The 12,658-nt window shown below is 63.7% G+C and carries 8 protein-coding genes; 3 read left to right on the top strand and 5 right to left on the bottom strand.

Annotated features, from left to right (window positions below; translation table 11 throughout):
• Nucleotides 1–83: 83 nt before the first annotated feature.
• Together ISS99_RS17930 and ISS99_RS17925 are read right to left on the bottom strand one after the other, a co-directional pair.
• Nucleotides 84–896 (bottom strand): helix-turn-helix domain-containing protein, encoded by an 813-nt coding sequence (locus ISS99_RS17930; protein ID WP_204632980.1) that lies wholly within the window; start codon nt 894–896, stop codon nt 84–86.
• A gap of 5 nt (nt 897–901) precedes the next feature.
• Nucleotides 902–3,337: a DUF3772 domain-containing protein gene (locus tag ISS99_RS17925; protein ID WP_204632979.1), complete on the bottom strand. Its 2,436-nt coding sequence runs from the start codon at nt 3,335–3,337 to the stop codon at nt 902–904.
• A gap of 191 nt (nt 3,338–3,528) precedes the next feature.
• Between ISS99_RS17925 and ISS99_RS17920 the strand changes: the two genes are divergently transcribed.
• On the top strand, nt 3,529–5,370 hold the full coding sequence (locus ISS99_RS17920; protein ID WP_204633965.1) for an ABC transporter ATP-binding protein: 1,842 nt from the start codon (nt 3,529–3,531) through the stop codon (nt 5,368–5,370).
• Nucleotides 5,371–5,534: 164 nt separating this feature from the next.
• Here the strand turns inward: ISS99_RS17920 and ISS99_RS17915 are convergent, their stop codons facing one another.
• The 3 genes from ISS99_RS17915 to ISS99_RS17905 all read right to left on the bottom strand — a co-directional run bounded on the left by ISS99_RS17915 (nt 5,535) and on the right by ISS99_RS17905 (nt 9,438).
• Entirely contained in the window at nt 5,535–7,301 is a 1,767-nt protein-coding gene (locus ISS99_RS17915) for a chloride channel protein (RefSeq protein ID WP_204633964.1), read from the bottom strand.
• A gap of 230 nt (nt 7,302–7,531) precedes the next feature.
• Nucleotides 7,532–8,092 carry a carboxymuconolactone decarboxylase family protein gene (locus ISS99_RS17910; protein WP_204632978.1) on the bottom strand — a complete coding sequence of 187 codons (561 nt, stop codon included), beginning with the start codon at nt 8,090–8,092 and terminating at the stop codon, nt 7,532–7,534.
• Nucleotides 8,089–9,438 carry an aspartate aminotransferase family protein gene (locus ISS99_RS17905; RefSeq protein WP_204632977.1) on the bottom strand — a complete coding sequence of 450 codons (1,350 nt, stop codon included), beginning with the start codon at nt 9,436–9,438 and terminating at the stop codon, nt 8,089–8,091. The genes ISS99_RS17910 and ISS99_RS17905 overlap by 4 nt, the downstream gene beginning before the upstream one ends.
• 183 nt (nt 9,439–9,621) lie before the next feature.
• On the opposite strand from ISS99_RS17905, the gene ISS99_RS17900 reads away from it, so the two are divergent.
• Both ISS99_RS17900 and ISS99_RS17895 read left to right on the top strand, forming a co-directional pair.
• Nucleotides 9,622–10,047, top strand: a complete 426-nt coding sequence (locus ISS99_RS17900; RefSeq protein ID WP_204632976.1) for a heavy metal-responsive transcriptional regulator — start codon at nt 9,622–9,624, stop codon at nt 10,045–10,047.
• On the top strand, nt 10,044–12,584 hold the full coding sequence (locus tag ISS99_RS17895; protein ID WP_204632975.1) for a heavy metal translocating P-type ATPase: 2,541 nt from the start codon (nt 10,044–10,046) through the stop codon (nt 12,582–12,584). Before ISS99_RS17900 ends, ISS99_RS17895 begins: the two co-directional genes overlap by 4 nt.
• Nucleotides 12,585–12,658 lie beyond the last annotated feature (74 nt).

Raw genomic sequence — 12,658 nt, 5'->3', positions numbered from 1 at the left:
ATCTCCGTGGCTGGTGGGAACAGCCTAAGGCCGCCTGCGGCGCCAGTCTTGTAGATTTTCTTGAGCCGGGGCGCGTATCGGTCTCAGAGCGGCAAGTGATTGAGGTATGGGCCGCGCTGGGCGGCGAATTCGGAAGGCGTGATGCCGGCGAAGCGGCGGAATTCGTGGCTGAGGTGCGCCTGGTCGCAATAGCCGCCCTCGACCGCAAGCGCGGCCCAATCCAGTCGCTGCATCGGATAGGCTGCGTCGACGATGCCCCGGAAGCGCATCAGCCTGGCGTATTGCTTGGCCGTCATGCCGACGTGACTGCGAAACAGCAAGGCAAAACGATGCGCCGAATAGCCGCTTTCGCGTTGCAGCTTTCCGATCGAAGGTACGTCCGGAGCGCGAGCCAGTACGCCGATCGCGTGCATGATGGCGGGATCCCACGTCGGCTCATTGGTCAGCCGTCGCAACCATTGTTCCAACAGCGCCAGCCGATGCGCTGGCGCGGATGTTTCCAGCAGGCGTTGACGCAACAGGCGCGCACCGGCGCCGAACAGATCTTCCAGATCGATATCGCGCAAGGCGAACTCGCAAGCATTCAGGCGCAGAAGCGCATGCGCGCCGCCTGGCCGGAAATTCACACCCATCACGCGCACCTGCTCGGCGGTATCGATGATCCAGCTTTGCCGATAGGGGCCGCCGATCACGCTGCCGGAAGAGCGCGTGCATTGGCGCGTTTGGTCGTCCCGGTAAACCCGGGTTTCGTCTTCCAGCAGATTGATGACCAGGCCGGTGCAGGGATCGGGCAGGATGCGCTCGTAGCGAAATTCCCCCGCCGGCATGTCCCAGTCCCAGATGGCCTCGATCGCGGAAGCCAGTGGCGGGGCAGGGACGATGCGCAGCAGGCCCATGGCGATCAGCCGGGAGCGGCCGGGCTGTCTTCGCCCAGCGGGCCGAGGTTGCGCACGATCATGCTCTGCGGCGTGGACAGCGGCAGCTGCGCTTTTTCCAGCCGCGCCAGCAGATCGAACAGCAGATCGCTTTTTACCGCCGACGCATCGCGCGGGCTGCGCACGTAGGCGACGCCGGAAAACGTCATGGCGCTGCCAGTGACGTCGTCCAGTCTTACGTAGGGGGCTGGCGTTTCGAGCGTGGACTCGTTGTCGTTGAGGGCCCCCAGCATGATCTCGCGCATCTTGGCGGCGTCGGTGCCCAGCGGCATCGGCAGGCTGACTTTGACTCGGCCCAGAGCGTTGCCGTGAGTGACGTTGCGCAGGTTCTGCGTGATGAACTGCGAGTTCGGCACGATCATGGTGGAACGGTCCCACAGCTGGATCTCGGTGGCGCGCACGTTGATGCGTTTCACGTCGCCTTCCACGCCGGACATGCTGACCCAGTCGCCGACTTTCACCGGCTGCTCGGCCAGCAGGATCAGGCCGGAAATGAAATTCGATACGATCGCCTGCAAGCCGAAGCCGATGCCCACCGACAAGGCACTGGCAATCCAGGTCAGGCTTTGCAGGCTGACGTCGGCGGTTTTCAGCGCCAGTGCAAAAACGATCACCACCGCGACGTAATTGAGCAGGGTGACGATCGACATCTGCATGCCGACGTCGAACTTGGTCTTGGGCAGCAGCTCTTCGGACAGCCAGCGCTTGATGACGCGCACCACCAGCAAGCCGGCGATGAACACCAGCAGCGCATTGAAGATGGCGCCCGGCTTGATGGTCAGTTCGCCTACCTTCAGCCCGACGAATACGTTGCCGATGTGCGAGAACAGATCGTTCGGGCCGCCGCCGAACGGCATCAGCAGGGTGCCGACTGCCACCAGCAACAGCAGTACCCGGCATACGGCTGAAAGAACGGTCGAGGATTGCTCCAGCGTGCCGGGCGAAATATTGAAGGCCGTTTGCAGCCGCTGTCCGCTGCGCCCCTTGGGGCTGAGCAAGGTCTCGAACAGGTCGTGCTGCAGATGCGTGAGCATGTACAGCGAGGTCACGATCATGCCGATCCAAAGCATCTGCCACGAAATGAAGAAGGCGAACGCAACGTAGCCGGCGAATACCGCGATCCAGGCCACGATCACTCCTGCCGTGGCGAGGCCGGCCAGGGCACCCACCCACAACGCGTGTTTTGTCTGCCGGTGTTCGTGATCCTGACTGCGCTTGATGCGCTTGACCCGCAGCAGCGCAGCGCCGATCAGGCCGCTGATGAGCAGCGCCAGCGCGGCGCGCGTGCACACGGCGGCGGGCAGGCTGCTGCCGGCGATGGCGTTCAGATGCTCGAGCGTGATGAGCAACAGGAAGGCGCCGCCGAGCAGCCACGGAAACCAGCGGAGCACCTTGGCGGTGGCATCCATCAGGTTGGGCAGGCGCCACGATGGATGATGGAACGAGATCAGTGCGCGGCCCAATCCGGCGACGAAGGCGGCGAAGAATGCTGCGCGGATGAGGGCCAGCATCAGCGCATCGATATCTTCGTCCAGCGTGCCGTTCCAGTTGAGCCCTTGATAGATCAGCCACACGGCCACGCCGATGGACAGCGTCACCGAAAGGGTGAACATCACCGCCAGTGCACTACGGCGGAAGTGCCCTTCAGGCATGTAGCGCAGTACCAGGGCAAATATCAGGCGTTCAATCAGTTTGCGTCCGGGCACGATCAGCAGCGCCGCACCAAGCATGCACAGGACGAACGGCATGCGGTTTTCCGCTTGCCACGCATCGGCAAAGCCGTCGGCCAGCAATCCCCGGATGCGCTTCAGGCGCGTACTGTCATCGGGAAAAGCGTGCGCAAGGTCCGACCAGAATTTGATGCTGAGCGGTGAGGCCGTGCGCGTGGCCAACTGCATCTGGAACTGCTCGCTGCGTGTCTCGGCGATTTCCGTAGTGAGTTTGGCCGCATCCTGGTTGAGCAACTGCGCCTGCTTGATCTCGCCGTCCAGCTTGCCCTGGTCGCGCGTGAGTTGGCGGCGCTGCTGGCTTACCGCGGCGGTTTCCGGCGGGGCGCCGGCGGTTGGCGGCGGTCCCAGCACGGTCAGGCGCGATTGCACGCTGTCCAATTGTGGCGTCAGGGTTTCCACCCATTGGCTTGCCTGCTGCTGCAGCGTGCCGGCCTGGGTGCGAAGGTCATTGAGCGGGGTGCCGTCGCTGGCCTTGGTGTTCAACGTGGTCTTGATGCTGTCGAGCTGTTTGCTGAGCGCAACCAGGGCCTGGGCCGGGTCTTGCGTGGAACTTGCGCTGGCCGGTGTCGCCGTGCTTGATGAGGGGCTTTGCGCACGTGCGGGCAATACGCCAAGGCCGAGCAGGGTCAGCGTGAGCGAAAGGGCAAGAAACGGTCTAGGAAAGGTTCGCATGGCGCGAATGATCCGAATGGCGCACCGGATGGTCAATGACCAGGGCCTTTATTGGCCTTTGAAGGGGAGTCGGCGTTCAGCCAACCCGTGCATACGAAAGGGCCGCGAAGAATTGTCGGTCTCAGCGAAACTTGTATAGTGGCCCGGCTCGACCCCATCCCCGATGGCCCGCAGGCGGGCAGGACGCCATGATATTCCGCTGGTTCGAATCGCTGATCGACGCCTTCAAGGAGCCGGTCGACAGCATGCCGCCCTCATCCGTGGGCCGGTTCTACGTGTTCTACTTGCGCCAGGTCTGGCCGGTTTTCGCCACTGCGATCGTGGTGGGCTTCGGCGTGGCGCTGGTGGAGGTGTCGCTGTTCGGCTTCATCGGCCGCATCGTGGACATGGCCAAGGGCGAACCCGGCAAGGCCTTTTTCCAAATCCACGGCCGAGAATTGTTGTGGATGGGGTTTGTGGCGCTGGTGTTGCGGCCGCTGTTCATCGGCATACACGATCTGCTGGTGAATCAGGCGGTGGTGCCCAACCTGACCAATCGGATTCGCTGGCAAAACCATCGCTACGTGATCCGGCAGAGCCTGGGTTTTTTCCAGAACGACTATGCCGGGCGCATTGCCAACCGCATCATGCAGACGGGCGCGTCGTTGCGCGAGTCGGCGGTGCAGATCGTTGATGCGATCTGGTACGTGGCGATCTACACCGGCAGCGCCATCGTGATGTTTGCGCAGGCCGACCTCTGGCTGGCAGCTCCCCTGGTGGTATGGCTGTTTGCCTATGTGGGCACCTTGTATTTCTTCATCCCGCGTACGCGCCAACGTTCCTGGCTGGCTTCCGAAGCGCGCTCCAAGTTGATGGGGCGCATCGTGGACGGCTACAGCAACGTGCTGACACTCAAGCTGTTCGCGCACACCCAGCGCGAAGAGGCGTACGTGGCCGAAGCGATGGAGGAGCAGACCGCCAAGCTGCGCAGCATGACCCGCCTGACCACCGGCATGGATACCACCATCACCACGCTCAATGGTTTCCTGATCGTGGGCACGTCGGCATTGGCCGTGTGGCTGTGGAGCGAAGGCAGGGTGACGGTCGGCGCCATTGCGCTGTGCACCGGCCTGGTGATTCGCATCAACAACATGTCCGGCTGGATCATGTGGGTGGTCAACGGCATCTTCGAAAACGTGGGCACCGTGCAGGACGGCATCACCACCATTTCCCAACCCAGGACGGTACAAGACCGTGAAGGCGCCTTGCCGCTGGCGGTGGTGACCGGCGAAGTGCATTTCGAAGATATCCATTTCCATTACGGCAAGCAGGGTGGCGTGATTGCCGGCTTGAACCTGCACGTGCGGCCCGGGGAAAAGATCGGCCTGGTCGGTCCTTCCGGTGCCGGCAAATCCACCCTGGTGAACGTGTTGTTGCGCTTGTACGACCTGGAGGGCGGCCACATCCGCATCGATCGGATGGATATTGCGCAGGTCACCCAGGAAAGCCTGCGTTCGCAGATCGGCGTGGTAACCCAGGACACTTCGTTGCTGCACCGTTCGGTGCGCGACAACCTGCTTTACGGCCGGCCCGAGGCGAACGAAGCGCAGTTGCTGGAAGCGATGCGCAAGGCGCGCGCCGACGAGTTCATTCCCAATCTGGTGGATGGCGAAGGACGCCGTGGCCTGGACGCGCACGTCGGCGAACGCGGCGTGAAATTGTCGGGCGGCCAGCGCCAGCGCGTGGCCATTGCACGCGTACTGTTGAAAGATGCGCCGATCCTGGTGCTCGACGAAGCGACGTCGGCGCTGGATTCGGAAGTGGAAGCGGCGATCCAGGAAAGCCTGGAGCTGCTGATGGAGGGGAAAACGGTGATTGCGATCGCCCACCGTCTATCCACGATTGCCCGGATGGATCGCCTGGTAGTGATGGACAAGGGGCAGGTGGTGGAGACCGGAACGCATGCGGAGTTGATCGCACGCGGTGGGCTTTACGCGCGGCTGTGGCAGCGGCAGACGGGGGGATTTGTCGCTGCGGACGATGCGTTGGCCTGAATGTGTGGCGTTTTGCTTCAGGGCTCGAGGGCCTGAACTTGCTTGGTGGTCAAGCATCGCCGCGATGAAGCAAACGGCATCTGCCGGCTAACAAAAACGCGAGAGCAAACCGCTCTCGCGCCGGCGGGCCGACCGCCACAAACCTTGCAACGCCATTTAACCGATCAGGAAGCCATCGCTTTCTTGCCCAGATGCCTGGACGCTTCGCGTGCTTCTTTCAGCCTTCGGGCATGGGCTGCCAGCAGATCTCCGCGCGTGATAATGCCGACCATGCGCTGCGATGCATCGCCGCTGACCACGATCAGGCGGCCGACTTCCGACTCCACCATGTGATCGGCGGCTTCGCGCAGCGTGTGGTCTTCGCGCACCACCAGGGGCGGCCGCGTCACCAGCGACTTCACCAGGGCGGTGCCGGCCAGCGAGTTGTCATAGAGCTGGCGGCGCGTCACCACGCCCAGCAGTTGCCCGTGGCTGTCGAGCACGGGAAAGCCCTGGTGCTTGGTCGCGGTGCAATCGGTGCCGAGCCAGGCGCGGGTTTCCGTGATGGTCTGGTCGCCGCGCAGGCTGACGAGGGCGCGGCTGCAGGCGTCGCGCACGAAGATCTGATCCAGATAATCGGCAGCGTAATCGGAAGGAACGCGTACACCACGGCGCACGATCTTCTCGGTCATGATCGTGTTGCGCATCATCAGGCCGGAAATCAGGTAAGCGGCTGCGCAAGCGCCCAGCAACGGCAGCAGGCCGTGCGGTTGCTGCGTGGTCTCGAACGCGAACACCACCGAGGTGAGGAAGGCACGCGAAGCGCCGGCAAAGATCGCCGCCATGCACACCAGCGCCGCCATGCGCGGATCAACCTGCAGCCAGGGCGCGGCGCTGGCCAGGAAGAGCCCGATCACCCCGCCAAGCGCACCGCCGATGGTGAACAGCGGCGCCAGGGTGCCGCCGGATGTACCGCTGCCCAGTGCCACCGACCACGACAGCAGCTTCAGCAGGCACAGCGAAAGCATGGCGGCCAGACCGATTTTTCCGGCCAGCACGGCAGCGATATTGGTGTAGCCCACGCCGAGCGTAAGCGGCATGAAATAGCCGACGATACCCACCACGATGCCGCCGATTGCAGGCCACCACATCCAGTGGATGGGGAGCTTCTCGAAGGCGTCTTCGATGGCATAGGTGATTTTGGTGATGCCGACGCTGACCACGCCGACGATCAAACCCATCACGATGTAGGCAACCAGGGCGATCAGGCTCGGGGTGGCGATGTCCGGCATGGGGAACATCGGCTGGTTGCCTTCCAGCAAATAGCGAAAGCCGGTGCCGACGGTGGCGCCCAGCGCGACCGGGATCAGCGAGCGTGCACGGCGTTCGAACAACAGCAATTCGATCGCCAGCAAGACGGCGGAGATCGGTGCGGAGAACACCGCCGCCATGCCGGCCGCGGCGCCCGCGGCTAGCAGCGTTTTACGCTCGTCGGCGGTGACGTGCATGAGCTGGGCGATCAGCGAGCCCAGCGCACCGCCGGTGGCGATGATCGGACCTTCTGCGCCGAACGGGCCGCCGGTACCGATGGCAATGGCCGAGGAAACCGGCTTCAGCCAGGTGATGCGCGGCGGAATGCGGCTCTCGTTGAGCAGCACCTGTTCCATGGCTTCGGGAATGCCGTGTCCGCGGATGGCGCGGGAACCCCAGCGGGCCATGACGCCGACGATCAAGCCGCCGATGGCCGGCACCACGATGACCCAGGCACCGAGGTGATTGCCGGCCGGGCTGCTGAAGTCATAGCTCCAGCGGCCGTGGAACGACAGGTTGGTGATCAGGCCGATCAGCGCGGTCAGGACTTTGGCGACCACCGCCACCACCGCGCCCAACAGCATGGCGACGAAACTGATCCACAGCACCCGGCCGTCGAGGGGCCGGAACTGCCGCGGCATGTGCGCGGCGGCGAGGGTGGGGTCCAGGGAGGGGGCTAACGGCAGGGATGCTCGTGTGTGTTGCTCGTTCTTTTCGGTCTGCACTGCCTTGGGTCCACCCTGATTGGTCGCGAAAGATTACTGGGATGGCGACATAATAGCTGGCTGGAAAATGAACGGCCGAAATTCACAGGGCGGACTTATCTGCTATAGAAGGGAGTTCCCTTGCCGGGAAGCATGGCGAAATTTCTTCATTCCTCGAACGGCAGGGCCGTTTGCCCGTCGCCGCGCATGCCAAACACGTTGAGTGTCATGGCCACCATGGCGTAATAGCCGAGCAGGCCGGTCAGGCCGACCGTGGCCGCCAGGCCGAATCGCTCAACGGCTTTTCCGTAGGTGGCATCCGACACCCGCCGCTGGTCGTAGAGTTCGCTAGCAAAGGCATGAACCAGCGCGTCGTCGTCCTGTTCGAACACGGGTACCCGGCCGGTGCGGATCGATTCGGCGGTCTCGGCCGGCAAGCCGGCTTCCAGGGCGATGGGGTGGTGGATGTACCACTCGGCCTGCGAACGCCAGCGCGCCGCGGTGACGAGAATGGCCAGCTCCGACAGGCGCAGCGGCAATCCGGTGCGATAACGACAGACGGCCCCGAGCCGTTGCGCATGCTGGGCGAGTTCCGGATGATGGATCCAGCCCAGGAACGGGCCGTTCAAGTTTCCGCGCGGTCCGCTGAGGATTTCGTCGAGCACCGCGCGCTGTTCCGGCGAGGCCTGGTTCGGGTCGAAGGCGGGCAGGCGGGACGGCTGCATCATCGCGCGCTCCCAACGGTGTCGATGGATGACAGGGCTCCGGCCAGTGCACGGTCGAATCGCTCGACGATTCTTTCGATGTCGCTTTCGCTGCAGATGAAGGGCGGGGCAAGCAATACGTGATCGCCGTGCACGCCGTCGATCGTACCGCCCATCGGATAGACCATCAGGCCATGCGCCATCGCTTCGCGCTTGATGCGTGCGTGCAATTTGAGCCCGGGCTCGAACGCCTGTTTGGTTTCGCGGTCGGCCACCAGTTCGACGCCGATGAACAGGCCGCGCCCGCGGATGTCGCCGACGTGCGGGTGCGATGCATGGCGCTCGCGCAAAAGCGTGCGCAACTGCTCGCCGCGCGCGCGAACGTTGTCCAGCAGGCGGTCTTCTTCGATGACGTGCTGCACTTCCAAGGCAGCGGCACAGGCCGTGGCATGACCGATGTAGGTGTGTCCATGCTGGAAGAAGCCCGAGCCGTCGACGATGGTGCGATAAATGCGATCGTTGACCAAGGTGGCGCCGATCGGCTGATAACCGCCACCGAGACCCTTGGCGATGGTGAGAAGGTCGGGCGCGATGCCGTCCTCGGTGCACGCGAAAAGATAACCGGTGCGACCCATGCCCGACATCACCTCGTCGAGAATCAGCAGCACGCCGTATCGGTCGCAAACCGCACGGATTTTCTTGAAGTATTCGCGCACCGGCGGCACGGCCCCCGCCGTCGCGCCGACCACCGTTTCGGCCACGAAGGCTGCAACCGTTTCCGGCCCCAGTTGCAGGATTTTCTGCTCCAGTTCGTCGGCAAGGCGTTGCGCGAACGCTTCTTCGGTTTCGTCGGCACGCTGTTCGCGATAGGCATAACAGGGGCTGACGTGATGGGCTTCGATGAGCAGCGGCAGAAACGGCTCCCGGCGCCACGCATTGCCGCCGATGGCGAGCGCGCCCAGCGTATTGCCGTGATAGCTCTGGCGACGCGCGATGATGTGCCTGCGCGAGGTTTCGCCGCGTTCGACAAAATACTGGCGAGCGAGCTTCAGCGCCGCTTCGACGGCCTCCGATCCCCCGGATACGAAATACACGTGGTCCAGGCCCTGCGGTGCACGCGCGCTCAGCCAATCGGCCAATTCCTCGGCCACTTGCGTGGTGAAGAACGAAGTGTGCGCATAGGCAAGTTGTTGCGCCTGCCGGGTAAGTGCGGCGACTACGCGCGGGTGGCCGTGGCCCAGGCAGGATACGGCCGCACCCCCGCAGGCATCGATATAACGCTTGCCGGCAGCGTCGATCAGCTCGATTCCGTCGCCGGAGACGGCAACCGGCAAGGTTTGTTTGGGAAGGCGATGGAAAACGTGGCTCATGGTGGTCCCGGCGGGTAGTGCGCAGTGTTACGCGCGTAACGGCCGCAGTTTATGGCAGGAATTTCCTATAACGTCATGTTTGTCATAGAAAAATAAGTAAATTTTGTAGGGCGATGCTGACATTGCCTAGGGGCTGCACGAGTGCTTGACTCTGGACCTTAATCAAGGCTCTAGACTTTACGCATGACCACCCAAGCCCCCTCCCTGACCATCGGCACTGTCGCCAAGCGCGCCGGCGTTCCCATCGACACCATCCGCTATTACGAGCGCGAGGGCTTGTTGCCCGCGCCGCTGCGGCGTGCTTCGGGCTACCGCAGCTACGACGAATCGGCCATCAGCCAGTTGCGTTTCATTCGGCGTGCCAAAGAGCTCGGTTTCACGCTGGAAGAAATCCGGGATCTGCTGGCCTTGTCGGCGGATCGCCACAGTGGCGTCAACGGCGTGAAGCAACGTGCGCAACAGCGCCTGGCCAGCATCGAGGCGCGCATCGCCGAATTGAACCGCATCCGCCACGGCCTGGAACAATTGATCGAAGCCTGTCCGGGGCACGGCGATCCGGAGCAATGCCCGATTTTGCGTGCACTCGCCGATGAGGAGCCGCAGGCATGAGCAGTTGCTGCCAGGCGATGAATGGCGAGGCGCGCGATCCGATTTGCGGCATGCAGGTTGATAAAGCCCAAGCCAGGCATCGCAGCGATTACCAAGGACGTACGTTCTATTTCTGCTGCGCCGGCTGCAAAGCCAAGTTCGATGCCGAGCCGGGGCGCTACGTGTCACCGCCGAACGTTACGGCGGGGCCTGGTCTGCATCGGATGCCGCTTGCCGCGCACGTGCATGGCGCGGACTCCGCGACGGTTGCCAAAGATCCCGTATGCGGCATGACGGTCGACCCGGCCGCCACGCCGTACCACGTCGAACGCGAAGGGCACGTCCATTACTTCTGCGCGGCAAGCTGCAAGCAAAAATTCGTGGCGCATCCTGCGATGTATTTGCAGGAGCGTCGGATGCCGGCGCCGGCAGTGCCCGGCGCCACGTACACCTGTCCGATGCACCCGGAAATCCAGCAGGAGGGGCCGGGCGATTGCCCCAAATGCGGCATGGCGCTCGAGCCGATGATGCCGAGCCTGGATGTGGACGACAGTGTGGAATTGCGCGCCATGCAGCGTCGCCTGTGGTCGCTGGCGGGATTGACCCTGCCCGTGTTCGTGCTCGCGATGCTGCCCCACGCGGGTATGCGCTGGCCAATGGCGTGGACGGCTGCTGTCGGGTGGATCGAAGCGGTGCTCGCCAGCATCGTGGTGCTGTGGGGCGGCGCTCCTTCCTTTGCGCGCGGCTGGCGTTCGTTGCGGCCGTGGCAACCGAACATGTACACGTTGATTGCGGTCGGCACCGGCGTAGCCTGGCTCTACAGCACGCTGGCGTTCCTGCTGCCGGCGCTGTTTCCATCCGCATTTCGCGACGGGCACGGGCAGGTGGCGGTGTATTTCGAATCCGCCGCCGTGATCGTCACCCTGGTGACACTGGGCGATTTTCTCGAATGGCGTGCACGCAGGCGCACTGGTGCGGCTCTGCAGGCATTGCTGGGCCTGGCACCGAAAACGGCGCGCCGCATATCGGGCGATGCAGAGCGCGACGTGCCGGTAGATGACGTGCACGTCGGCGACGTGCTGCGCATCCGTCCCGGTGAAAAGGTGCCCGTGGACGGTGTCGTGTTGAGCGGCAACAGCCAGGTGGACGAATCGATGCTGACCGGCGAGCCTATGCCGGTGGAAAAGGAAAGCGGCGATGCGCTGACGGGCGGCACGCTCAATCGCGACGGTGCCTTGACCATGCGCGTGGAAAAAACCGGTGCGTCGACCATGCTTGCGCAGATCGTGGCGCAGGTGGCGCAGGCACAGCGCAGCAAGGCGCCGCTGCAACGTGTAGCCGACCAGGTCGCTGCCTGGTTTGTGCCCGGCGTGATGGTCGTGGCCGCATTGGCTTTTGCGGCCTGGGCTTGGCTTGGGCCGGAGCCGCGGTTCGCGCATGCGCTGATCGCCGCCGTCTCGGTGCTCATCATTGCGTGCCCCTGTGCACTGGGGCTGGCGACGCCGATTTCGATCATGGTGGCCAGCGGCCGCGGTGCGCAGCAAGGCCTGCTGTTCAAGGATGCGGCAGCGATCGAGGCGATGCGCGAGGTCGATACGCTGGTGCTGGACAAGACCGGCACCTTGACGGAGGGCAAACCGTCGCTGGCAGCGATCGTCCCGCTGGGTGGACACAGCCGCAGCGAATTGCTGGCATTGGCTGCAAGTCTTGAGCGGTCGAGCGAGCATCCGCTGGCGAAGGCGATTTTGCATGCTGCCAAGGACGAGCAATTAGAAATCGTCGATGCTGCCGATTTCCGCGTGCTTGCCGGCGGTGGCGTGAGTGGACGCGTGGGCCAGCAGCACGTGGCTTTCGGCAATGCGCGCCTGATGCAAGAACTCGACATCGAATGGGATCAGGCGACCCAGGCCAAGGCCGATACCCTGCGCAGCGATGGCGCGACCGTCATGGCGCTTGCCGTCGACGACAAGCTGGCTGCGCTGTTTGCCGTGAGCGACAGGATCAAGCCGGATACGCCCAAGGCCATCGCCGGGCTCAAGGCCGCAGGCATGCGCATCGTGATGCTCACCGGCGACAATGCCATCACGGCACAAAGCGTGGCGCGCGCCCTGGATATCGACGAGGTGCACGCCGACGCGTCACCCACGGCGAAGGCAGAGGTCATCGCATCCTTGCGCAAGCAAGGGTTGCGCGTAGCCATGGCTGGCGATGGCATCAACGATGCGCCAGCGTTGGCTGCTGCCGATATCGGCATCGCCATGGGGCACGGTACGGATATCGCCATGGAAAGCGCGCAGCTGACGCTGGTGAAGGGGCGGCTGAGCGGCATCTTGCACGCGCGCAGCTTGTCGCAGGCGACGGTGCACAATATTCGGCAGAACCTGTTCTTTGCATTCGCCTACAACGCGCTGGGCGTGCCTGTGGCGGCAGGTGCGCTGTATCCGTTGTTCGGCATGACGTTGTCGCCGATGATTGCCGCACTGGCGATGAGCCTGTCATCGGTATCGGTCGTTAGCAATGCGTTGCGCTTGCGTAAAGGTGAGCGCGTGGCCGGCTAAGCAGGCGCGGGCCGCGATGCTTGGGCGTAATATCCGTTTCACGGCCGCCGCGCGAGGCAGCTGTCTGGTGATGA

The sequence above is a fragment of the Dyella mobilis genome, from assembly GCF_016904945.1.
Lineage (GTDB): Bacteria > Pseudomonadota > Gammaproteobacteria > Xanthomonadales > Rhodanobacteraceae > Dyella_B > Dyella_B mobilis.
The sequence above is the reverse complement of the archived record's forward strand: the minus strand, read 5'-3'. Positions and strand labels throughout refer to the sequence as shown.

What these genes read in the sequence shown, in the direction of transcription:
- ISS99_RS17930 (WP_204632980.1), bottom strand. Translation starts at nt 896, where the DNA reads ATGGGCCTGCTGCGCATCGTCCCTGCCCCGCCACTGGCTTCCGCGATC.
- ISS99_RS17925 (WP_204632979.1), bottom strand. Translation starts at nt 3,337, where the DNA reads ATGCGAACCTTTCCTAGACCGTTTCTTGCCCTTTCGCTCACGCTGACC.
- ISS99_RS17915 (WP_204633964.1), bottom strand. Translation starts at nt 7,301, where the DNA reads ATGCCGCGGCAGTTCCGGCCCCTCGACGGCCGGGTGCTGTGGATCAGT.
- ISS99_RS17910 (WP_204632978.1), bottom strand. Translation starts at nt 8,092, where the DNA reads ATGATGCAGCCGTCCCGCCTGCCCGCCTTCGACCCGAACCAGGCCTCG.
- ISS99_RS17905 (WP_204632977.1), bottom strand. Translation starts at nt 9,438, where the DNA reads ATGAGCCACGTTTTCCATCGCCTTCCCAAACAAACCTTGCCGGTTGCC.
- ISS99_RS17900 (WP_204632976.1), top strand. Translation starts at nt 9,622, where the DNA reads ATGACCACCCAAGCCCCCTCCCTGACCATCGGCACTGTCGCCAAGCGC.
- ISS99_RS17895 (WP_204632975.1), top strand. Translation starts at nt 10,044, where the DNA reads ATGAGCAGTTGCTGCCAGGCGATGAATGGCGAGGCGCGCGATCCGATT.